This window comes from Halocatena marina, from assembly GCF_023276375.1.
Lineage (GTDB): Archaea > Halobacteriota > Halobacteria > Halobacteriales > Haloarculaceae > Halocatena > Halocatena marina.
Window position 1 is genome coordinate 206,076 of record NZ_JALLPK010000003.1, and the last position, 23,951, is coordinate 230,026.

The following is a 23,951-nucleotide window of genomic DNA, read 5'->3' on the forward strand; positions in this document are numbered from 1 at the left end:
TCATACATATCAGTAGGTTTTAACTAAGACACACCTCGGTTGCGTAGTGGTAGCGAGCGTCTCCTGCAAGGTCGGGCGTTGGCTGTGAATTTTTTGCGCATCTTCGATCAGGTGCTCCAACAGCGGAGGTGGCGAGTATTCGAGGGACTCACCAAGATCGTCAAGGATGAGCTGGGCGTGCGATCGGAAGGTCGCTGCCCAGCGCCCTAGTGGGAATGACTGCCTCATCTTCGGCACATTCTGTCACCAGTGCCAGCAATTCACGGCTCACTAACAGCGACAACAGTGCTGCATACACTAGGATTTTCACGATGTGCTCTTTCGTCGTATTGAACTCATCCAGTTCATACTCGTCTTGAGTTGCCGAAACAACTATTCTACAGTCCATCGATACCGATAGATTGTCGCTAGATCCTTCGGAAGAAACTCCTCACACGGTAGATTCGTGATGCATAGGTGGTAGTCGTCGGTGTCGTCATCGCGGGTGCTGACGACACGGAACTGTTTGGTGTCTAGCGAACGCGTTCCGTTGTACTTCCCTCGCTTGAATGCGGCCTCAACTTCTACATCGATGTCCTTCTGGTAAAGATCGTGGACAACATCGTGGATCTGCTCGCCTTCCAAGGGAATGGCATCCCCACGCCCATTGAAATAAACTCTCCAAAAAATCCCCGGCATTGCCGGATGATTGTTGATAGATTGAATTGGATCCAGAGAGCCTGCGAGAAAATTAGTAGTGCCTTGCTTTACAGTACCAAATTTGCAATATAATTCTGAACCAGCGGCTCATAATTGAATAGAGCCTCAGAAAGGACCATTCCGTGACCCTTCAAGTGGCTACGATTTTTGAAATCTATGTCCGATATTGTCGGAAATCTATTGATTGAACTGTTGAGGCTATGCCGATCCAATAACACCGAATTTCGATATTCTATTTGCAAAATGAACATCAGTGTCGATTTCTAGTCATAGCCCTCTGATTAAATACTCCCTATGGATTCAGGAATCTCCGGCAAGGTCAGAAAAGTGTTCGCAATAAAACCGATTATACCATTCGGTACCCTTCGTCCATCCACGTATCGTCTTCGTCGATGACGATTGAACCCATCATCTCGGCCCAGTCAGCCTGCTCATCGCTTTCTTCCATAACCGTTCTAATCGCCTCCGGGGTCTTCGACTTCCATATAACCGAAGACGTGTCCATCTTTTCAAAGACGCTGTAGGTCTTTAGTCCCGCGCCAGAATCTACGTACGCCGATTCGAGCGCCTCGGGCACAGCTTCGTGTTCTTCTCGATACGCCTGTCGTTGTCCTTCCTTAATACGGAGGTGAAATGCAATTCGCTCCATCTTTGGTAGGAATTGATAGTGTGGTTCTTAGTTCTACGGATATGAAGTAGCGTAGTACTCGCGACACTTCGCGAATACTCGATATCCAGACCCACCGGTCAAAGGCACGTTCGAGAACGACGTCTGCGACGATTCAACGTTCCTGTGGGTGATCAAGCAGTTCGTAACGCCGACCGGAGAGGAACTCCCTAACCCGTTACAGGAGTACCGAATTGAGGATGTCGTGGCGTTTACTGAACGGTTCCGCGAAGCAGTCATGGACGCGTTCGACGGGGCGACAGAGAACATCCTTCGCACGATCCGTCACGAGAATCCTTTCGATGGCCGCCACGACGTGGCGGCCATCGATTTCACGCACGTTCCCTATCACGTCTGGCCGTGGGTGGACAAAGACGAAGAGATCCCGAAACCAGATTATCCGCCGACGGTCAGCGGATATTACGATGATTGCGAGGTCAAGTACGGCTACACGTTCCCGACGATCGTGATCGTCGGGAACGATGTACCGATCATCCTGGGCATTGAGCCAGTCAAGGAACGTTCGGAATGGGAACCAGCCACCGCACCGGCTGATTCGAAAACCGAAGTGGTCGATCGATTCCCGGGCAGCGCCCAGCAGTACGTCGCTCTCGACGATGTACTGCTGGATCATCGATTCGACAAGGCTGCTTTTTAGCTATGGATTACCATCCTGGTCGCCGTCTTCGTCGACAGCGCCATCGTCATCGCCGTCTCGGTTGTTACCGTCGCTGTCGTCGTCATCATCTTTGTCTTCATCATCCTCGTCGACATGCCCATCATTGTCATTGTCGGTATCATCGCCGTCATCGTCATCACCCGGTCCCTAGTAGATGTCATCGGCATCGTCAGTCTCTTCTGGTTCGTCTGAGCTACCATTCGAGTTTTGACTACTGTTCCGGATCTCTGTTTGTCCGTATGGGATGAATTTGACTGGTCCGAGCAAGCCATATGATTGGCGCGACCGGTCACCATACCTATCAGGCTGTGCGACACGCAGCCGGTTGTTCAATGTCGTAGCTACCTCAACTTCAATCTCATTTATACCCGACTCGAGATATGGACCGATATCGGCGACTGGGTTGACCTGGTCGACAGCCGTCAATTGTTGACCGTTGACCGTGACTTGGAAAGTGTCAAATACGTCTCCTAGATCCAAGTATGCGCCATACCCACCGGTCCAGCCGTCATCGAGTTCGATAGTAGTACTGTAGCGACCGACTCCCGAGATATCCTGAAGTTCGGAGATGTTTTTCCAAGGTTTTAGCGTATCGAGTTCTATCTCGTGCTCTACTATATTCGTTTCAGTCACAGAATCACCAGGTTGCCAGTCTTCTACTGTGAGATCCCAGTTGGACAGTGTTCGCATATCCGGTACATTACCAATCTTTGTCTCGACAGTCGTCCCATTAGACAATTTTGTGGTGTACGTTCCGGATTGAGTGTCCTGAATGGCCAATTCACCATCTACCGCCACGACCTCGTCGGCTTGGGTATCCGTTGCGTGAATCTCCAACCTTTCTGAGCCTTCATACCAACCCTGAGGGGCAATTGCGAGAATTGCCGATTCATCTGGTGCAAGCGTTATGGGAGTCTTTATCTGGCCGTTGCTCTTCTCATAGCTGGCGATTCGAGTGATATCACCGGTCCATGGGTTCAGGGAATAAGGGACTCCTTTCGACGAATTTCCGGTGAACGAGACCGTCTGGTTAACGGTATTTGAGTCAGACCCGTTGTACAGGAAGTAATAGTTGACATCCTCTCCGGCGCGACGGGCGTTCAGCAGCGGGGCTGGTTCGGCGTGCTCAACGGCTGGTTGAATACCTTGACTCGTGAGTGCCTCCAACACATCCTCTTCGCTTTCGACTTGCTGTACCGAAGATTGATCCAGTATTTCATCAACGACGGCTCTCAGTTGCTCATTTTCGCCAGGTTCGGGGTTGCCGGGAACATGATCGGGAGCCTGACCCACCATGACAACCGGTAGTCCGTCCGCAGCGGACGAAAGGATGTTTTCAGCCACATCCAGCGGCATCGTATTCTTTTGATCGATCTCTCGCGGAGCGATAACGAAGGCCTTGTAAGCTGGTCCCTCCGGAGTCAACCGTCCATTTGATACTATTGCGTTCGGATGATCCAGTACCCCGGGGCTGAGGAACTGATATGTATATCCAGCGCGGCTGAGATTCTTATCGTCGAAGAACGCACCAGTGCTTACATCATCCTGCTGTTGATAGATAGCTATGTCTGCCTTCGATGTGGCGTTCTGTAACACTTCCTGTGAGCGTCCCATATATCCAGAGACAGTATTAATATGCTTCCATGTCGGCTGGCGCGGACCTCGCGCCATAGCAACCGTGCCAAAGGCATGCCAGCCCGGCCATGAGGCACTTGGGGCATCAGCGTAGCTGAAGCCGTGAAGCACCGATTGATTCACTCCTGCTGTGTAAATTTCAGAGACCGTTGAAAGCACCTGCCCCCATGTTCTCCGATAGGAGGCACCCAGGAAACCCACTTCATCAACTTCCTCCCATCCTTCTGGGTAACGTTCTTTTGGGAATGAACCACCGGTTTCGTCCGAAAGTTTTTGATTTCCAGCTATATCGCGGCCGCCTGCCAGAGCCCGGTAACTATCAAGATGTCGGAAACCCAATGTTTCTCCCTCTGGAACGTCAGTCTCCGAGGCAGTAGTAATGGACGGCATTGGCATTTCCATAGAATAGGGTTGATTTCGGAATTCTAATCCGATAGAGTGAACCCACTCTTGCAGCATCTCAACATGGTTTTCAAGATACAATTCGCCGAGAGTTTCTTCAAAGTCATTACGGAGTTGTGAGCGGATGCCCTTACCGTAGGTGTACACTGCGGAGCCAGTCTCATCTCCCTTGAGTATTAGTGGCAGATATTCGTTGAGTGAGTAGCCCATCCGATCTTCGAATTCGGCAGGCAATCTAGGCGTCCAAAAAGTAGTGGCGTCCAGTTCGAGCGAATCCTCAAACATCGTGCCACCAACTTCGGGTAGGAGTCCACGTACAATAGAAGTCAATAAGTTATTCTCCCAATAATCGATTATCGCTTGTGTCCCTGCTTTGCCATAGTGGTCAACAACGTATAACGATGGATGTGTAAACTGAGCTGTTCCACGCTTCCAATAGGCAATGAGGAGCCACTCGCCATCATCTGGCGCAGTCCAAGTGAGTTCACCATTCTTAATTTCTGTGGTCAGGTCGATGAGCGAGTCTTGCTGTAGCTCCACTGGTGACCCATCTGTAGCCTCATCAATGACTCGTGCGGCTTGGACTGAGACGAGTGTAGGGGTCACTGATGGATTTGGGTTAGCTTGACCAGCTCCGCTGGGATCCGATGCTGGCTGAGGAACTGCTCCGCTGAATGTCTCGCCACCGTTCACTCTGGTCTGTCCATGGGCCAACTCTTTGGTCGCGGCTTCATTATCTGGTTCAATTGTAGGCAAACTAGCGGGCCAAAATGGAGTGATTGTCAAATCGATTGTAATATCGCGGGCTTTAGCCGCTTGGAGTGCTGTCTCAACGCCTTGATTCCAGGCCGGTGAACCCCAGTCAAACTTTTCTGCGTTGTTGTTTGCCCCAATTTGAGCGAAGTTGACATAGGCAATTTCTGCCCCGCCAAATCCGGCGTCCGCTATAGAGTTAACTTCATCCGTAATCTCTTCGGGCTCTACATTTCCTGAAGGCCACCACCAACGGAATTTTGGCCGGACGTCAGCATTTGGGTCTCCAAACGCTTTTGAAGGATTGCGATCAATCTGAGAATCTCCATTGTGTTCGAAACTAGATGCGGCGGTGATGCCTGAGCCGAGTCCTACGAACCCAGCAAGACCACCGGTTGCCGCTAGATAATCACGCCGGTTCAGACGAAGTAAATCCCTCCCTGACCGGGCAGTTGTTCCGCTCTCATCATCGCTCCTATTGTGCGTGTAATTCATCTTTCCCTTCTCGTCGCTTGCGTGGTCAGGCGACATTGCAAATTACGGAATGGATTAGTATATTGTAATAGACTGGAATGTTGCAATAATTGCACGCATCAGTGGTAATGCCTGTGTTACGATTTGAGAGGGGTGTTCAGACCCGACCTATAATTCACACCACATACTCACCCCTGCACGTTCATAAGCTCCCCTCTGAATGAAGGAAGAGACATTCGATCTCTTCCACCAGTCCGTCGTGATTACGGTCTGGCTGGTCGCGTATCCACGAGAACATGTTGTAGATGGCCTCTTTGAGATCGTGTTCGAGCTGTGCTCGGAGTGACGAGGCTTTCGAGACGAGTCGCTCCGAGACGCTCGATTCGGGGCCAAGATGAAGGAGACTGTAGGTCAGCATCTGAAGGTGCCAGTGACGACTGGCACTGTCAGAATCACGCACCTCGCAGCCTCCAAGGCCAAGATTCTGCTTCGAGTCCTCGAAGAGCGTCTCGATTCGCCATCGATACGAATAGCTCCGAACGATGTGTGCCGAGGGAGCGTCGATCTTGTTCGTCGCAAGGTACTTGACTGGGTTGTTTCGTCCCCATTAGTGACTTTCTCGGCGATTACCAGCCGTATCTCGCCTAACTTCGAGACTGGCAGTGTCTTCGTCCAGATTTTGTACGTCTCCTCGTCGATTGTTCGGTCGGCTTTGTCGATGCGCTCTTCCAGCGCATCGACGCGCATCTCCTCGTTGTCGTAGGTCACCTGCCGATCGCTCCGCAGCGGTCCAACCCAGTTTCACCGTAGATTCGACGTGTTTGATCAGGTTCGAGTCGTGAGCGAGCCACGAGTCCAAGAGGTAGGTGTCCGCAGGTACACTTACCTCTTCTTCGAGTTCGGTGATCATCTCTCGGGAAAGATCGTACTTCGTCTCGTCATCGTCGTTTTGGTCCTCGTCGTCAGCTTTCTCGTACTGGCGAAACACGAGTGGATACGACGTTTTGTCGTCAGTGTAGAACGAATAGACGAGGTTCTGTCCCCAGCCAGGTTTGCCTTCGGTGCGATCATAGAACTCCCCAATACCGAGAAGTTCCTTCCCGGTTCGCTGAAACACCGAATCGTCGATGACGATGTAGACGTCCTGTGACCAGCGCGTCTCACCGTGGTTTTGCAGTTTCTCTAATCGCTCGTGGTTGAGTTGATCCTCGTCCCAGTCGTACTCGGTGATGAACTCGTTGAGCGCTCGATCGCCCTGGGCAGGAAGCACTTCACGCACGATCCCGGTTGCGGTCTTGCTGCGGGCCGCAGCAAGACCTGTCAAGTACGTTTTGCGTGGTGAGTCTGGTGATACGACAGCGAGTCGAACTCGTCGAGCACGCACGTACATGACAGGAAGTCCGTGATCGGCATCATCCGTCTTTGCGCCCGCCTACGTCACGCTCCTATATTAACGTGCAAAGATGAGTACATAACTGAATGCCTATCCCTCTGTGTTATGCCAGAAGATAGCAACCCAGAAGATGGAATAACGGGATTAGGAAATGTGTTAGAAGGTTTATATTCACAGAAGGGAAGAGAGCAGAAAATGTGAGGCAATGTCTCGGAGCTTCGATACCATATACGCTCGGAGTGGCACTATCGCGAATGCCAGCATCGGCCCAGTTGGGCTTGTGACGAATGAAGCTACTACTGCGGCTGTATACGATAATCAGAACCCACAGGCTGTGTATGTAGAATCGGAGAACACTACGTTCACCACCTCTCGAGGAGTCAGTGGGAAATCCATATGCGACCTGGTACGATCATGACACGAAGGTGTTCGGCACACAAACCGAGATTGGACACAACCCCCTTAGTGAAGACTGATCTTCCCGGACCTCCGACACTGACAATCGATAAAGGTGGAACACTGTATGTGTTCTATGGATGTCACAATACCGTTATTCGATACGCCCAGAGTTCGAACCCCTATGAAACATCTGAGTGGGACGATATGAGTGGCCTCACATCTGTTCCGGTAGGAGCATATCCGTCCCCGGTAACATATGATGGCGATATTTACGTCCTCTACCGAACTGGAGACACTCATAAAAACTCGTACCCTGCACACGAACACGGCACAATCATCCGGTCAACAGACCAGCGGGATACGTGGACGGATCTAGGGCCAGTCATCGATACTTCAGGTCACCCCAGTTCGGGTAACGATGCCTGTGTCTTTGATTTTGATGAGCATAATGGGAAGTTGCATATGTCCTGGGTAATCGCTCGTGGGGACCCGCATGGTCTGCCCCGTGCTCATGCCTTCCATGCATATTTTGATCCTGATGACGAGTCCGTGTATGGCGTCGATGGGACAGAGTTTGGCTCAACTATTACGTGGGACGAAATGTCGGATTCCGTCGTACAAGCGTTTCAGGGACAAAATGTAAACAATACTAAGCACGCGTTCAAAGACGATACTGTCTATGTGTCGTTCACGCACCACAATCCCGATACGAACCTAGTCGAATGGAGGCTTGCAACATGGGATGGTTCCGAATGGGACGTTGAACAGGTCGGTGATGCTGTTACGAAGGCTCTGACCAACAACGGTCAAGTCCGAATTAACGATACTGGGAACCGAGAGGTACACCCGATCGCTCATGGTGGTGAAGTCGATGAGAATGAGGAAGTACCTGTTGAGCCCAGAGGAGGGAACGTGGAGGTTTATACTAGGCAAGACGGTAATTGGACCCACCGACTCGTCGCTCCCACAACAAACTTCACGACGTGGGGACGACTCTCACTCGTACGTGATGGTCCCGACGAATTCCCTGCACTATTCTGTGAGAAAAGTTCGAGCTTTGCAATCCCCAATATTCGCTTGTTTGCCAAAGGAGCTGTCGGACAAAACGCCACTGCTTTGAAAGCGAGTCTGCAAACAGGGTACACTCCGCCCCTTGACCTGACGAGAGAAAAAGGAGACCACGAAGGCGCGGTTCAGGTACATGATGGTTCCGGCGACGACAATGCCTATGGTCCTGCCGTACGGAACGGCGAGGCGTGAATATCTCTTATAAATGGCGGGACTATCGAATTCAATGGAAGAAGAACCTAAGGGGGTGTTAGACTCTCAGTCCAAGTAAGAACTTCCGCAACAAGGTACGTCTATCGAGGGTTTAGTTCGAACGAGCTCGGCTGTAGGAGTGCTTGAACCGGCGCAGCCAGCGGCGTGTACTGGCTGGACTCCACCAGAACGAATGAAAGCGGTCGATCTGCATCCGCTGCCTCTACCGCAAGTTGTCGGAAAGAGGATCCGAGATGTCGAGAAGTTCGAACGAGGAAGTCCCATGAACGTCTGGACCGAGACTGTGTGAGCACTAGAGCACAGGCTGTCTGGGTACTCGACCCGTACGCGTCCTCCTGATAGGCAAGGGGTCAGCCGTTGAATACGTCATTGGTCTCGGCTGCCCGGTCGCAGTAGTTAGAAGCGGTATCGAAGGCGATGATACCCCGATGTTGGTGTGCCCGGCTAGGTTCTCGAAGCCGGATCAGTCGTCTATTCCCCACATTTTCTCGAGAGGTAGCCATCGGTGTCAGCAACCACGGTAGTCGACGTATCGGGTCATCTCTCCATGGTGGACAGTCAGCGCGTGGTTGTCCCACTTTGCCGACTACAGATACGGGCGAGGACCGATCTGGCGCCTCCCAACTCCCTAGACCTTCCGGTAGATCTGTAGGGTACTAGCGGCCCCCGATACAGGCCTTTTGTGTTGAATTGAGATGGACTCGAACTGCAGACTGCCGTAGAGAAACATTGATATCATTCTCTTCTCTTATCTCCGAGTATGGTGTTTGACACGCATACGCACGCTTGGGGAGCGCCCTCTCCCGATCACCCGTGGACCAATGGACCACTCGTCGAAGAGTCCGTGAATCATTTCTCGACCGACATCGTATACACCGCTGACGAGTTGCTCACTGATATGGACCGGGCAGGCGTCGACGAAGCGGTCATCGTGGGCTATCCGATCACTGACTGGACAGACAACTGGTACACTATGAACGCCGCCGAAGAAAATGACCGCCTGAGTGGGATCGCGATGATCGACCAGTTTGCCGACGGCGCGGCGGACACCCTCCAGGAAGTCATGGCTCACGACGGGACGTTGGGGTTTCGTCTCGGGGCGCTCTGCCCGTATGACGAGATGTGGGAGCGGTTCGATTACGACGAAACGTGGCTCCGCGATGCTATAGATGAAACGGAATTCTGGGAAGCCGCCATCGAGACGGACGCAGTCGTTCAGATCCTGTCGCACACGAGTCAATTAGATCAGGCACTCCAGCTCGTCGAAGCGTATCCGGAGTTACGATACACCTTCGATCATTTCGCTCACGCGGACGCGAGCGTCGACCCCGCAGAGAGCTTCGCCGAATTCGAACCGCTGAGCGAGTACGAGAACGTTACGGTGAAGATCTCGGAGATTGCGCACACATCCAATGAGGAGCATCCCTACGAGGATGCGTTCGACCACGTCAGGTGGCTCCTCGATACGTTCGGACGCGAGCGCGTCCTGTGGGGGTCCGACTTTCCGAACGTAAGTCATCCGGAGTTCGGCGGGATGGAGTATGCTGAAACCTACGAGTGGTTAGACGAAGTGCCGTTTCTCTCTGATGCCGACAGGCGCTGGTTGTGCAACGACGCGGCCCGAACCTTTTTCGATCTCTAAGGACCTCATGTGTGTCCAGTCCGGCACTCCACCGTCGTACCGTCTCTCGCGATCTCCCACGACAGTCTCACCGACACGTGCGTTTCGAAGATCTGCTTTAACCCTCGATCTGTCACGTTGTCCCTTATCTTTGTCTACTGCTGTCGGAGCCCGCCAGACCACAGTGTTCGCGAACTCTCTAGGATGCAGACTGACGGGGGACACCAGAGGGGACCTCGGCTCGGTCCCCCCTTAGGGCGTCGCGTCTGACACCCAATGATGGTATTTCCCCGTCGTCCAGCCCGAACACTCCCTCGTCAACCTGTGACATATCACCAGATTCGGATATTACCGTCAAACGATAATCCATATTCTGGAAAAAAGGCTGGGATTACAGTATTAGTATCGTAATGCATGTCGGCCAGACGGTCGACGCATACCGGTATTACCGTGGATCAAGGAAGATAGATTGAAGGCGTAGCATTCGTCTAGTGCATCTATGCGTATTGGTCGCTTCGAGAAGATAGGAAGTACGCGTATTGGGGTCTTCGAAGACGGAGTCGTTCGGGACGTGACGGCTGAGTTCGACGACTTTCGGGATGCAGTTTCGCGTCCAGCAGACGCGACTGATGTTGACGGAGAGAGCTACAGTACAGAAGAGATTACGCATCTCCCGCCGACAACGGACAACAATACCGTGTTCTGTGCGGCGCTCAACTACGAGGCTCATGCCGAGGAGTCCGATATCGAGGTGCCCGAGTGGCCGCTCGTGTTCCTGAAACTCCCCCGGACGCTCGTGGGGCAAGGTGAACCGATCTCGTATCACACACGCGTTACCAAAGAGATTGACTACGAAGCGGAACTCGCGGCTGTGATCGGCGAGCCCGCACGGCACGTCTCTCCCGACGAGGCACTTGAGTACGTCGCAGGATACACGATCCTCAACGATACCTCCGTACGTGACCTCCAGCTGGGACTCCAGGTCGGTGACGACGAGATGCTCGACTGGTTCTCCGGCAAGGCGATGCAGCGGACGACGCCAGTCGGTCCGTACGTCGCGGTGAACGAAATCAACGATCCGCAAGACCTCGATATCACTTCCCGCGTCGACGGCGAGACCATGCAGGACGACAACACCGGGATGATGATCCGCTCTGTTGCGGATCTGGTGTCGTTTGTCTCCTCGCGCGTCCGTCTCGAACCCGGCGACATCCTGGCGACCGGGACCCCCGAGGGTGTTGGTACCTTCCAGGACATCCAGCTCAATCCCGGTGAAACCGTCGAGATCGAGGTCGAGGACATCGGGACCCTCGTCAATACCGTCGAAGAAGCAGAGTAGCAGAGCTTGCTTGCCTCTGCGCCATCGGAATCCCTGGCGTGTTCCTCGCTTCTGAACGGTGGGTAGAGAGGGCCATAGAGTTGTGTACCGGAAGAGTGTGGGAATGAAACAGGACACAATACGTCGATTCGGTTACGACGGCGACGACATCGGCGAACGCCGAACAGCGACACACTCGCGGCCGCTGCTACGTGACCACGTTCACCGAGCAACTACGGCAGATAGATCTCTACTGCACCCTCGCTTCCAGCCAGACTACCAGTTCGGCGAACCGTTCACAATGTGGGGTCACGACGGTGAGAGCACGGCTACTGGGACGGTGACCGTGGTGATGACTACTACCGCTTCGGGTATGGATTGCCAGATGCGTACTCTACCGTGTCTCTCAGTTGATTCCAGCAGTTCAGGCCGAAGCGACAGTAATTGACCCTGGAAAATCCGATGTTGTCAGCAGAATCGCCCGAGATCCGTCGGCCTGCACCAATGTATATAGTGTGATAGAACCCATTTTCCAGCGAGAAGCGTCGATGTGTGAAACCTGAGTCCGGGAGCCTGGGGCCATCTCCTTGAATCGATCAGACTGGGTTCTGATCCGAACCTCCCCCTCTACAGATTCAATAGACGAGATGCCTCGAGTCGAAAACAACCCTACTGCCGAAGGAACAGCTACTTGACGTTGCTGTGGTACCATCCTCGGTCGAGGCCAATGGTGACACTTGTGAGAGTATGCCACGAGTTCTTCGTACCGTCGTGGGTGTAGTCTACAGGATTGAAGTCCTGCGAATCACCGACCCACTCGTCTCTGTACTCAATAGTCTGGAGCGCGGGGATCTCGTAGTTCCACCACCAGGAGAGGTCTTCGGCGTGACCGAGCAACTCGTCGTTACTCGTCTTGGGTGCGGCGACAGCCTCGTATTTGTCCCAGAGATTGAGCGTTTCGGTCTTGCCATTGGCCTCCATGTCGCCGACTTTCGTCGGAATCTCGTACTCGTTAGGGTGGCCTGCGAATCCGAATTCCGTCGGTTTACCACTCTCGTCCAGCCCTTCGTGGATCAGGTAGCTGTGCCAACCACTCCGGTAGTACCCACCGGGGTGATTGGCGGCCACTCCACCACCGTTCTGGTGCCAGATGATGAGGTCCCAGCCCTCTCCGAAGTCCGGTCCCTCATTACTCAATGTCACGAAGTCGCCGACGTTCTCCATGAGGTTATACTCGATCTCGATCCCGAATTTCTTGAGCTGGCTGCGGATCGTCGGTCCGATAGTCTTCCAGAACACGATGTCGACCATCCGCCACGAGATAGTGTCGCCGTCTTTGTCCGCCCAGATACCGTCGCTGTTCTTCGAGTAGCCCGCAGACCGCAGCAGTTCCGCCGCCTTCTGAGGCTGGCCGCTCGCACCGTAGTTGTTCAGCTGATCTACGTGGCTGTCCGATAACCAGGTGCTTCGGCCAGGGGCGGTCATCCCGTTCTGGAGCGCCGGCGGATATCCACCGTTTCGGTTAGTGACGACGGCGTTGTAGTCCACGAGGTAAGCCAGCGCCCGGCGGACCGCTCGCTTGCCGAGGTGTTTGTCGGTCCAGTTGAGCCGATATTTGTTGCCCGAGATACTCGGCTTTGAAAATTGGGTCATGCCATCGGGCAGCGGAGTCCCTTCTGGTTTTCCATTGATCCCATCGAGTTGATCGTTCTTGATCGCGAGACGAGCCTGGGACTCACCCGGAACGAAGTTGATTCGGAGTTTCTCGATGTTCTGCTGGTCGGAGTAGGGGTGATCCTCGTATTTCGTGTAGATGGCAGACTGTTCGTTCACCGTGTTAATCTCCCACATACTGTGGCCGATACGGTCCGAGACAGAGACTTTATTCTCTGGTTTGTTGGCCTCCCCGGTGATGGACTCCACCTCGGACTCGGTCGTCGCATCCATGATTTTCTCGTGCCACGGCCGGAGCAGATCGCGGTCCCATATCGGGAAAGCACTGTCTCTCCCCTCGGTCTTGAAGTAGAAGTCTTCACGTCGCTCGCTCGAGAAAACCCGCTTGAGGGTCTGTTCGTCGACCATCTCGACGGTCTGCTGGGGACTCGAATTGGGATCTAGTTCGGCCATTTTATGCTGAATCTCCTCGAGCAGGAGCATATCCTCAGCAGTGACCGGCTTGCCGTCGTGCCACGTGAACTCGTCGTTGAACTTGGTGATCCGTGTCTTGTTGTCGTCCTCGAATTTGTCCTCCGTGACGAGGTGCCAGTACGTCTCCGTATCGGACCGCTGGCGATTTGCCCACGGAGGTGCAGTCGTCACCCGAGTGTATCTCCAATGATGGCGGCTACCCATAGGATAAGGAAGCAAATTGGGCTCCCCGGGAAGCGTACCGGTTTTGATGTCGTAAACCGGGTCGACGGGGTCGCCCTCGGGAGCCACAGGGAAGTGATCGACCATATCATCCGGTGTCGCCGTTCCACCGCCACCGTCACTGCTTCCTGAGGTTTTCCCTCCAGGACTCGCGGTCGGTGTGTTGCTTCCGCTTCCACACCCAGCTATCCCCGCTACACCCATCGTGCCTAACGTCGCAAGCAGTCGACGCCGCGTCGCTGACGTCTCCTCATTGTGTCTACTTGGCATACGAAAGACTCGATCACCCCCCCAACATAAATATTTTTCCCTGAAGAATATATGACGGAACCACGGAAGTTCAGATTTGATGACCCAACCAATAATTTCAATTAACGAATAGCGGAGGGACGCTCTGTGGAGCCACAGGAGCACGGTCGGATGATGGGGCGCTGAAACCGACTGAACGAAAACATGGGTTTTCGAACATCAGCGGGAGGCAGAGTCCGACGACCTTCCGAAGTGAATAAAGATCGGAACGGGTGGGATTTGTCCGTGTCTCTCCGAGAGCGTCCCCCTCCACAAGGAACGGCGTTCGAATCAGCATTTATCCCGCTCACGGTCCCATTGACAGGAGGGAGATATTTAAATATAGTGAAAGCATCGTCCAGAACATGCCAGCAGAGCCGGATAGACCGAATGTCGTACTCATTACCAGCCACGATCTCGGGCTGCATCTCGGCTGTTATGGTGTCGGTACCGGCAAGACACCGAACCTCGATGGACTCGCCGCGTCTGGTCTCCAGTTTAACAATGCTGTTGCGACCTCACCCGTCTGTTCTCCCTCACGAGGGAGTCTACTCACGGGACGCTACCCACAGTCGAACGGTCTAATAGGACTTACGCATTCACCGTGGTGGTGGCGTCTCGACGAGGAGGAAGAGACGCTCCCGGAGTTACTCGGCGAGGCAGGCTACGAGACGCACCTGGCGGATTTCCAGCACGTCGCTCCTGACGTCAAACGACTCGGGTTCGACTACCGCCACTCTGCGGATCATAAGGCGGACGAAACGGCTGGGGCAGCTCGTGAAATCTTTGCCGATGTCGGGAGCGACCCAATTTACGTACAGTTCGGGTTCAGCGAGACCCACCGGCCGTTCGACCGCGAGCCCGCAGACGAGGACGGAATTCACGTTCCCGACTATCTCGAGGGGACGACAGAGATCCGCGAGGACCTCGCGCGTTTCCAGGCGGAGATCAACTACCTCGATCAGCAGGTCGGCGAATTGCTCCGCCACCTCGAGGAGCACGGAGAGCGCGAGAACACGATAGTCGTCTTCGCCGTCGACCACGGTATTCCGTATCCTGGCGCGAAGTGGTGGTGTCGCGATCCGGGCACCGAGATCAGCCTTCTGGTCGACGGCCCCGACTTCGAGTCGGCCCCACCCGTCGAACCGGTAATCAGTAACGTCGACGTCCTCCCGACGCTGTTCGACGCGCTCGATCTTTCTCCTCCAGACCGAGTAGAAGGCATGAGTTTCTACGACTATCTCACAGGCGAGACAGAGAACGCACCCCGAGAGGCTGCGTTTACACAGTTCACTACTGGTGGTGACGAATCTCGCGGCGTCGTTACTGAACAGTACATCCTCATCAGGAACTTCGGGGGGCGGAACATCGAGTACCCGACCGATGCCGATCCGACGAGCCGAGGGAGCGCCGACGGGCCAAGCGCCGGGGCTCGACCCTACGCGCAGCTATACGACCGGGTAGATGATCCACACAACCTGAGTGACATCGGCGACGCTCACCCGGAGATAGTGTCCTCTCTCTCAGACAGCGTACAAACGTGGATGGCGCGTGTCAACGACCCACTGCTCCGAGGCGGCGTCCGCTATCCGTACCATGAGCGCGCCGTGAAAGATCTATTAGGTTCCGACTCAGTACGGTAGGCGTGCTGTCCCCGACGGACAGCATCTATCGCGAGCCTGTTTTCGGAGGTTCCTGGCATCCATAACGCGTTCGTCCCGATACAGATAGGGACCGATCAGTCGATTGCGTCGGGCACCTCACCGGTCTCCATGTATGTCTGCAGGTCCTTGAGGTGGAACCCAGGGACGAGAGGTGCACCGGAAGGATGCCGTTCACCGAACAGGTCGTCGGTTCGACGACACCACGCCAAGAGGTGCCGGCGGTGGTCGTCGAGGACATCGTCGTAGTCGGCGACTACAGATAGGTCAACCAGTTCTCCCCGGTCATCCTCCATATCGAACAGCTGCTCACGCTGACGACCGCGCTTGTAGACGATGTATTTGTAGCGGTTGGTCCGGACCATTCGACCCTCGATCGGGTCGAACGTCTCCGTCACGAGGACGTCGCGCCAGTCCGCCGGATCCTTGCCCGTTACGAGTGGACGGACGCTGTCCCCCTGTAAATCAGCTGGTGGTGAGATATCAGTGTAATCACACAACGTCGGTAATAGATCGAGGCCAGTCGAGACGAGGTGGTCGTCATTACGGCTGTCGTCCGCATCAATTCGTCCTCTGTCCTCTTCTGACGGACCCGGTGGAATGCGTTCACCAGGTGGGTTGACAATGAACGGAACCCGGGCTTGTTCCTCGTAGAGAAGCCACTTCTGGTTGATCTGGTGAGCACCGTTCCCGTCCCCGTGGTCACTGAGAAACACGACAAGCGTCTCCTCGGCCGCACCCTCTGCGTCGAGTCCGTCGAGGAGTCGGCCGATCCGGGCGTCGACGCGCTCAACCAGCTGATAGTAGGCGTTTCGGTACCGTCGCCATTCCTCAGGGCTCGCGTCGACCATCGCGCCCAGCGTCTCGTGTCGGTCCGCCATCTCTGGCCGGAGCGTCTCGGGTTCGAACGGTGGGATCGCGTAATTTGACGGAAGGGGCGGACACTCCTCGAGAGGAGGCTCCTCGAGCGAGCCCCACGGGAGGTTCTGACCGCGAGCGTACTCACAGATGTTGTGTGGGTCGTCGAACGAAGCGACCAACAGGAATGACGTTTCGGGGTTACGGTCGCGAGACAGGAACTCGAGACATGGGTCGACCACGCGGTCGTCGTCCTGATCGCTCAGACATTCAAATCCATGCCCGGCGGCGACTCCGGAGTCGGGTAGGTGCCACTTGCCAGCGTACCCGCACTCGTAGCCGGCCTCCTCAAACAGTCGACCGATAGTGTCGCTCCGGTAGTCCTCGGGAATCGCGTCGCCGTTGTCAATGATACCGGTCTCGTGGGGCATCCGACCGGTCAGCATAGCCCCACGTGAAGGGGTACAGACCGGCGCGGCGCAATACGACTCTGAAAACCGTATGCCTGTAGCCGCGATCCGATCTATCGCCGGCGTATCGAGATAATCGTTGCCCGCACAACTCGTCGCGCCTGCGAACTGCTGGTCGGTACAGATCAATAGTACATTCGGCTGTTCCGAGGTGGCCATAGAGGGGAATCTACCACTAATATCAAAAAACTTCCCCCGGAAAAGCGGAGGGCGTCCCACGTTGTATCAATGTCGTGCCCCAACGCTGTCGGCCGTTTTGGGTATTTACTCCCGCATTGGTGAGGGGAATTCTATGAACTCGTTCTGACGTCCGTTTCACAGCAGCAAGCAGTCTCTGAAACAGTGAAATCGGCACTGCATATATGAGCAGATTCCTCTGAATTACTGTCTCGTGCCGAAGATGCTGGAGGAGAGACGAGAACAAGCCCGGACGTAGCTAGCCCATCCGACGCTCCATACGAGAGCTATTGAACTGTTATATTTCACAATCTCCGATACTGCACTGCGGTAGTTATAAGTAATAGGCAGCGAATTTCATATTGTGTGACTATAGAAATATGGCTCAATCACCATCCATATGGGAAGATATTCTCGAACGGTACGAGAGTTGCCCAAACGTCGACAGTGAATATTTCGAGACAGCAAAACAATTCTGTCTTCGACGCATAAAGGAAAATACCGAGCCGTTCGTCGATCACTTCCCGAGCGCATCGAGTGAGGACCTCTCTTATGAGGCGTCTGCTCTCGAAGGATGGACGCCTGCGTTCTGGTCGGGTATATTGTGGCTGGCCTACGAAACGACGGACGAAAACGTGTATCGATCGGTCGCTGAGTCACAGCTCCCGAAATTTGCGAATCGGCTGGAAACGGCAGACGTCATCAGCCATGACCTTGGATTTCTCTATACGTTGTCCGCCATCGCGTCGTCGATGCTAACGGACAACTCGGCGAGCGAGCAAATGGCACTCGATGCCGCTGACCGACTCACGGAGCGGTACTGGCCGGATCCAGGCATCATCCAAGCCTGGGGTGACCCAGAGGACCCTGATGCTACCGACTGGGGAGAGTGGGCTCACGGTCGGATTATCGCTGACACGATGATGAACCTGCCGCTCCTATTCATGGCGAGTATAGAGACCGGCGACGACCAATACCACGAAATCGCGACCAACCACGCCGAGAATGCGGCAAGATACCTCGTTCGTGACGACGGATCCACGTTTCATACGTACAAGTTCGACGTGACGACCGGGACTCCCCTCGGCGGCGAGACCTTTCAGGGATTCGCAGACGACTCGTGTTGGTCACGAGGGCAAGCCTGGGTCTTCTACGGCTTCGCACTCGCGGCTAGGTATACCGACGAGGAGGCATTCCTGCAGACAGCCGTCGACGTCGCGGATTTCTATCTTGAACACCTTCCCGAGGATCACGTTCCGCGATGGGACTTTCGCGCACCAGAAGCGGACAATGTCCGGGACAGTTCCGCCGCCGCAATCGCAGCGTGTGGACTGTTCGAACTTTCCTCCCACTTCGATGTCGGAACCACTCAGCGGACCGTGTATGAAAGCGCCGCAGAAACAACACTCGAATCGCTAACCGAGTCCTATACCACGGAATCATATGACTCCAACGGAATCCTGAAAGCGGCCGCGTACAACAAGCCGAAGGGTGACTACGACGAATGCTGCATCTGGGGTGATTACTTCTACTACGAGGGACTCGTGCGTGCCACCTCCGACTGGGAATCCTATTGGTAGAGCCCAACTGGTCGTACATCCCACAAACCCCATCTCGAATAATACCATAACCCATTTGTCATTTTAGTATTTCTCTGGCTGTAGTGGACCATGGACCAAACGACATAGCAGGATTTCCAAGAGTCACTCACTACCTGAATCAAGGAGAGAGCCCCGCCCTTTTGGGCGTTGACGAGACGTGCCGCGTCTCGTTCGCACATCAGAACGCTCAGCGTTCAGAGCGTTCGTGAATCGACTGGCGTGTGCCGTCGAAGAATACGGTATCTCGGTGGAGGTGAGGTCTGAGGCGTGGACGAGTCAGACGTGTCCGAACTGCGGCTCGACAGAGGACATGATCAGCCATCGGGATACACTGACGTACTCGTGCGGTTTCGAGGGACACGCCGACCTCACAGCGTCAGAGACGTTCTTGAGACGTCATCAGAAATCGACGATTTCTGATTGGCGAACGAGACACGTCGTGTCTCGTCACCGGCAGACGACGAGAACACAGTCGATGACACGGTCTGTATGCCTCAAGTGGGGCGACCTTGATTGACCAGAGTCACCATGCTCAATTCTCAACGAATCATATACGAACCCGCAAGTTGCCTCCGTGGGTCAGTAACCGATACCTCAGCGCGAAGAAACCTCGCCGTTCACGGCGAAGAAGATGTCATTGCATTATTCTGTCGGACTATCCAATTTTTCTCCGTCATCCTGCGGATGGTACCCGATTTGAGAACGTGCGTGTTCAAGTCCATACCACCGACGTTGATTATTACTCACGCCGCTGAAAATGCCGAACTCTACACTGGAATCCTGAAGACAGCATTCGATTTGATGGGCAAAGTCACGACGAGACTGCCACATCCCCTTCATCCGTGCAACGGTTTCTTCATATTCAGGCCCCCCACGTTCTATCTCACCCTCGTCAACTGCACGCTCGGCATCTCCATGTGGATGGTCATACTCTGGCATTCGAACGCTGCACACCCGCAGCGCGTAGAACCGCTTTGGATAGTCATAAGCTTCGACGTAGTATCGACCCATATCCTCACCATATGCCTTCGACATCCCATAGAACGAGTCTGGACGCACTGGGTCACGATGATTGATGACCAGGCTATGGCCAGGATAGTAAATATCCGGAGCGAATTCATCTTCATACCCACCCATGACGTGGTTCGTCGAGAGGAAGACGAATGACTCGATTTCCGCCTCACGAGCGGCTTCGAGGGCATTGTACATCCCAATAATATTTGGTTCAAAGATGTCCTCCCACGTTCCATCTGTATATGGATAGGCCGCCATGTGGATCATTGCGTCCTGGTCCTTAGCAGCCTCGCGGAGTGCATTATAGTCCGACACATCACCGATGACGGTGTCGTAACCTCCGTAGGGATGATCGCTGGGCCTGTCGGAGCGGTTGAAGTAGGTAAAATCGTAGGCGTCGTCTTCGTGCAGGTGGTCGATGACAGCGGTACCGCACCGGCCATAGGTACCAGTCATTAGGACGTCCATGTGAGTATTCCCTTGGTACGTCGTATTAAATTGATTGGGTTGTACACTGACCAGCCACCGAATGGCCATATCGATAATGTTTATTCCCTACCTCCATTTCGCAGGCTTCAGAGTCAGCAAGTTCGGTTCTGCTGCTATTCGCGTATACTACTCTCGATCGCCGAATTTTTACTTAGAAGTACTAAGTCAGCGCAATTCAGAAGAATAACTCCCCCTAACGAGGGCTTGACACTGGTGTAGAATTGTAGCTTACGGTGGGTTTAATATTGTCCGCTCAGTCTTGCCATCAATGTCATTAGCAGAAAACAGAGTACGTGATAGTCTACGTGGTGTCGCAGTGGGCCTATTGACGCCCTTCGATGAGGATCTCGAAATTGAACATCAAAAACTCGAATCGAATGCAAAATCGCTCTTAAATTCCGGTATTGATTTATTCCTCGCGGCTGCAAATATCAGTGAGTACCATTCGCTCACTATGCAAGAACGGGTCGACGTTACGGAGACAACTGTTGAGACACTCCCAGATGATGCATGTGTTCTTGCTGGGGTCGGTGGCTCGACACGGTCTGCAATAGAATTGATCGGAGCCTATGACCGCATCGACGTAGATGCAATGATGGTCATGCCTCCTGATCACACGTACGTACACGAACGGGGGCTTCTTCGATATTACGAAAAGCTTGATGAGGCGACAGAGTCGCCACTTGTCCCGTATATTCGCGGCTTCAATCCATCTGTCCGGTTCCTCCGAGATCTTTCACGAATAAACGGCGTTACCGGGGTCAAGTACGCTCTTGAAGATCCCGTGAAACTCGGTGAGGCTACCTCCCTTGCAGAAGACGATGTCGTCTGGATTAATGGGTTGGCGGAACCGTATGCAGTTAGCTTCTGGGAAGAGGGAATCGAGGGGTTTTCTGCCGGTGTGAGTAACTTTCGACCTGAGGTTGGTCTAGCGCTCTTTGACGCGCTTACCAACGGGGATTGGGAGCTGGCTCGCCAGTTCCGCAATCTAACCCTCCCGTATCAGAATTTCCGTGGTGAGACAGGAGAAAATAACAATCTCCCTGGTGCAATAAGCGTCTCTGCAGTGAAGAAGGGCTTCGACCTGGCCGGACTATACGGTGGTTCAGTTCGCGAACCGATTCAACCCCTGTCACCGGCGGACGAACGCCGAGCAGAGGAGTTGTACAATCAACTTTCCGATGACATCGATCGCGTCATCAATTAATTAAGCGACCTGAACGAGAGCCTTGAGAAAACAATCCAGACAAAGGCTCTAATATTTCGTCAGAAAACGCGAACAAAGCAACCGGTAGTACCGATAGCTCCTTTTTTATTGAATACTGGACCGATCCTTATCCAGTGCAAAGTGGCTGCGATGGCTTTTGCAATCGGCTATTCGTAATGGTTGTAAGCGACGTATAGTGGTCCGATTTCTGCATTGTGACGGACATTCATCGTGGACTGTTTCACGCGACGACAGTTTCGTTCATCGCGTGACTGTTCCATCCCTCTCCAAACCCAGTACGCATATTGCCCTCGAACATTCTATTCGAGACCTGCTGGAACATCCGACATCTAATAACATCACAGGCCACTGCAACCTCGATGTTTTAGAGAACTTCTTTCACAAATTGGCGGTCAACATGAAATTACGCACTGTTTCTCAGATTGTGCATCATATTTGCCTAGGATTGAACGCAATCGGATTGACCTTAGACAGTGTTGTTCGCCAGGCGGGAACAGATATTCTTCGGGTATCAACTCACCTGTAGGAATAGAGATTTCCTGATGTTACTCACGAACCGTGCTTTTGACGGCTTACAACGGGGACATCCAATGATTATAAGTAGTACAGTTTAGAGCTTCCTGGACCAATAGTATCTAAGATTGTCCCTCCTTAGGCATTTATTGCCGCTGCATATACCCAAATTTACAGTTGTGAGTTTGTAAAGTTCGCGTGTCGTGAACTCACAGACTAGATTGGTGAATAGGCAGACCATATGGGAGGTGAATTGGTAGAAGGAATAATAGAGAATTCACAACCATCGATCGTGGTCATCGGCGAGGAGACACTACATCGTAGAAGTGTAGAGTCATTTGTTGAAGGGGCGTTTGTCCAAACGTTGGCCTGAGGAGGTGGACCACACAACAGTGAGATTTGGACAGAAAGGGAGAGTACTTATGGATGCAACCGAATTTTTGCTTGATGTCAAAAACCTACAATAACTTTGTCGGTGGCGAGTGGATCGATTCTTAGTCCGGTGAAACATTTGAAGTAACGAATCCCGCAGCGAAGGACGAAGTCGTCAGCATCCACCGGGCTTCGTCAAAGGCGGATGTCGATGTCGCACTTGAAACTGCAGTCAATGCTCAAGACGATTGGTAAGCAACACCTAGTCCCGCACGTGTGAGATACTCAGTGAAACCGGGAACAAACTCACCGAACGAAAAGATGGGGTAATCGAGATACTAGTCCGTGAGAAAGGAAAGACGTTTTCTGAAGCTTCAGGGGAAGTACAGCGAGCAATCGATATTTTTCCGCTACTATGGTTCGAGAGTGCGAAATATCGGGTGTAATGAAGGCGTCCAGTGGCATTGATACAGACCTTTACACGAAGCGTAAGGCATTAGGAACGGTTTCGCTCATTACGCCGTAGAACTACCCGATTGCAATCCCAGTTTGGAAACTTGCACCAGCACTTGCCACCGGTAATACCGTTGTACTCAAGCCAGCGTCTGAAGTCCCGACAATCGCCTCCATGGTCTTCGAATGCCTTGAAGAGACTGGACTTCTCCCGGTGTAGCGAACATCATTACGGGCTCAGGAAGTAAGGTTGGTAGCCCACTTATCGAGAGCGAGCGCGTAGATGGCGTCTCTTTCACTGGCAGCACGGCAGTTGGAACAACGGTTGCCGAGACGGCTGCGGTAGGTCTGAAACGAATCCAGTGCGAGATGGGAGGGAAAAATCCGACCGTTATTATGCCGAGTGCCGATATCGGGACCGCTGCTAAAATCGTCGGTGTTGGGGCCTTTGGAACGACTGGCCAGTCGTGTACAGCGACCTCACGAGCTATTGTCCACGAAGCGGTCTATGACGAATTTGTCAATTCCACCACCGAGTACGCAGAATCGATTGTTGTCAGGGACGGATTAGAGCATCCCGACATGGGACTGCACATTTCAGAGAGTGGACTCCGGTCAATCCTCGAATACATTGATATTGGATTGGCTGAAGGGTGGACGCTCAAAACAGGGGCCATCATATCACCGATAGCGACTACAACAACGGCTACTTCGTCGAACCAACTGTGTTCTCTGGAGTCGAAAATGATGCCCGGACTGCATAGGAGGAGATCTTCGGACCAATATTAGCTGTCGTGAAAGCGGAATCGTTCGAAGATGCGCTCTCACTTGCAAATGACGTTGATTACGGTCTTTCGGCGAGTATTATCCCACAGTATTTGACCGAAGAAAAACGATTCGTCAACGAGGTTGAGGCGGGTGACGCAAAAATTAATAAAAAGACGACGGGGCTTGAAGTTCATGTACCCTTCGGAGGGTACAAAGACTCATCAACCAATGCCTATCGAGAGCAGGGTGACGCAGGCCTTGATTTCTTCTCGTCTGTCAAAACTATCTATGAGAATTACTGAAAGGTAAAGTTCTCCTAATCACCGTCAGGAGAATTTTGTGTTGAGTTCAATCACGTTTGCAGCACT

General features: G+C 53.4%; 15 protein-coding genes and 5 pseudogenes. 9 read left to right on the forward strand and 11 right to left on the reverse strand.

Annotation, left to right across the window (positions count from 1 at the left end; translation table 11 throughout):
• Positions 1-9: 9 nt before the first annotated feature.
• A pseudogene (locus MW898_RS21805) lies at positions 10-642 on the reverse strand (transposase); the annotation flags it as partial.
• A gap of 403 nt (positions 643-1,045) precedes the next feature.
• Positions 1,046-1,348: an L-rhamnose mutarotase gene (locus tag MW898_RS21810; protein WP_248910391.1), complete on the reverse strand. Its 303-nt coding sequence runs from the start codon at positions 1,346-1,348 to the stop codon at positions 1,046-1,048.
• A 148-nt stretch (positions 1,349-1,496) separates the two neighbouring features.
• On the opposite strand from MW898_RS21810, the gene MW898_RS21815 reads away from it, so the two are divergent.
• Positions 1,497-2,024 (forward strand): hypothetical protein, encoded by a 528-nt coding sequence (locus MW898_RS21815; protein ID WP_248910392.1) that lies wholly within the window; start codon positions 1,497-1,499, stop codon positions 2,022-2,024.
• On the opposite strand, the gene MW898_RS21820 is transcribed toward MW898_RS21815, so the two are convergent.
• The 5 genes and pseudogenes from MW898_RS21820 to MW898_RS21840 form a co-directional block, all read right to left on the reverse strand.
• Positions 2,021-2,206, reverse strand: a complete 186-nt coding sequence (locus MW898_RS21820; protein WP_248910393.1) for a hypothetical protein — start codon at positions 2,204-2,206, stop codon at positions 2,021-2,023. The two genes, MW898_RS21815 and MW898_RS21820, sit on opposite strands and share 4 nt — an antisense overlap.
• Positions 2,193-5,366, reverse strand: coding sequence for a glycosyl hydrolase (locus MW898_RS21825; protein WP_248910394.1), 3,174 nt, complete (start codon positions 5,364-5,366; stop codon positions 2,193-2,195). Before MW898_RS21825 ends, MW898_RS21820 begins: the two co-directional genes overlap by 14 nt.
• A gap of 145 nt (positions 5,367-5,511) precedes the next feature.
• Positions 5,512-5,769, reverse strand: a complete 258-nt coding sequence (locus tag MW898_RS21830) for a hypothetical protein (RefSeq protein WP_248910395.1) — start codon at positions 5,767-5,769, stop codon at positions 5,512-5,514.
• Positions 5,770-5,874 (reverse strand): annotated as a pseudogene (locus tag MW898_RS26095) (hypothetical protein); the annotation flags it as partial.
• 42 nt (positions 5,875-5,916) lie between these two features.
• Positions 5,917-6,699, reverse strand: coding sequence for a transposase (locus MW898_RS21840; RefSeq protein ID WP_248910396.1), 783 nt, complete (start codon positions 6,697-6,699; stop codon positions 5,917-5,919).
• A 417-nt stretch (positions 6,700-7,116) separates the two neighbouring features.
• Here MW898_RS21840 and MW898_RS21845 point away from each other — a divergent pair, with 417 nt between their 5' ends.
• Complete coding sequence (locus MW898_RS21845; RefSeq protein WP_248910397.1) at positions 7,117-8,361, forward strand: BNR-4 repeat-containing protein; 1,245 nt, start codon at positions 7,117-7,119, stop codon at positions 8,359-8,361.
• A gap of 112 nt (positions 8,362-8,473) precedes the next feature.
• On the opposite strand, the pseudogene MW898_RS21850 reads toward MW898_RS21845, so the two are convergent.
• Positions 8,474-8,575 (reverse strand): annotated as a pseudogene (locus MW898_RS21850) (IS6 family transposase); the annotation flags it as partial.
• Positions 8,576-9,145: 570 nt separating this feature from the next.
• Here MW898_RS21850 and MW898_RS21855 point away from each other — a divergent pair.
• Positions 9,146-10,024 (forward strand): amidohydrolase family protein, encoded by an 879-nt coding sequence (locus MW898_RS21855; protein ID WP_248910583.1) that lies wholly within the window; start codon positions 9,146-9,148, stop codon positions 10,022-10,024.
• Between the two features lie 478 nt (positions 10,025-10,502).
• Positions 10,503-11,342 (forward strand): fumarylacetoacetate hydrolase family protein, encoded by an 840-nt coding sequence (locus MW898_RS21860; protein WP_248910398.1) that lies wholly within the window; start codon positions 10,503-10,505, stop codon positions 11,340-11,342.
• 666 nt (positions 11,343-12,008) lie between these two features.
• Here the strand turns inward: MW898_RS21860 and MW898_RS21865 are convergent.
• Positions 12,009-13,961, reverse strand: a complete 1,953-nt coding sequence (locus tag MW898_RS21865) for an ABC transporter substrate-binding protein (RefSeq protein WP_248910399.1) — start codon at positions 13,959-13,961, stop codon at positions 12,009-12,011.
• A gap of 383 nt (positions 13,962-14,344) precedes the next feature.
• On the opposite strand from MW898_RS21865, the gene MW898_RS21870 reads away from it, so the two are divergent.
• A complete protein-coding gene (locus MW898_RS21870) occupies positions 14,345-15,622 on the forward strand; it encodes a sulfatase-like hydrolase/transferase (RefSeq protein ID WP_248910400.1) in 1,278 nt (425 codons plus the stop codon).
• Positions 15,623-15,717: 95 nt separating this feature from the next.
• Here the strand turns inward: MW898_RS21870 and MW898_RS21875 are convergent, their stop codons facing one another.
• Positions 15,718-17,127, reverse strand: a complete 1,410-nt coding sequence (locus tag MW898_RS21875) for a sulfatase family protein (protein WP_248910401.1) — start codon at positions 17,125-17,127, stop codon at positions 15,718-15,720.
• 398 nt (positions 17,128-17,525) lie between these two features.
• Between MW898_RS21875 and MW898_RS21880 the strand changes: the two genes are divergently transcribed.
• Positions 17,526-18,725, forward strand: coding sequence for a glycoside hydrolase family 88 protein (locus MW898_RS21880; RefSeq protein ID WP_248910402.1), 1,200 nt, complete (start codon positions 17,526-17,528; stop codon positions 18,723-18,725).
• Positions 18,726-18,936: 211 nt separating this feature from the next.
• A pseudogene (locus MW898_RS21885) lies at positions 18,937-19,332 on the forward strand (zinc ribbon domain-containing protein); the annotation flags it as partial.
• Positions 19,333-19,388: 56 nt separating this feature from the next.
• Here the strand turns inward: MW898_RS21885 and MW898_RS21890 are convergent.
• Positions 19,389-20,228: an NAD-dependent epimerase/dehydratase family protein gene (locus MW898_RS21890; RefSeq protein ID WP_264556874.1), complete on the reverse strand. Its 840-nt coding sequence runs from the start codon at positions 20,226-20,228 to the stop codon at positions 19,389-19,391.
• Between the two features lie 289 nt (positions 20,229-20,517).
• Between MW898_RS21890 and MW898_RS21895 the strand changes: the two genes are divergently transcribed.
• Together MW898_RS21895 and MW898_RS26340 are read left to right on the forward strand one after the other, a co-directional pair.
• The gene (locus MW898_RS21895) at positions 20,518-21,456 is read left to right on the forward strand and encodes a dihydrodipicolinate synthase family protein (protein ID WP_248910404.1); all 939 of its coding nucleotides are present in this window, start codon (positions 20,518-20,520) and stop codon (positions 21,454-21,456) included.
• Between the two features lie 981 nt (positions 21,457-22,437).
• Positions 22,438-23,885 (forward strand): annotated as a pseudogene (locus MW898_RS26340) (aldehyde dehydrogenase family protein).
• Positions 23,886-23,951 lie beyond the last annotated feature (66 nt).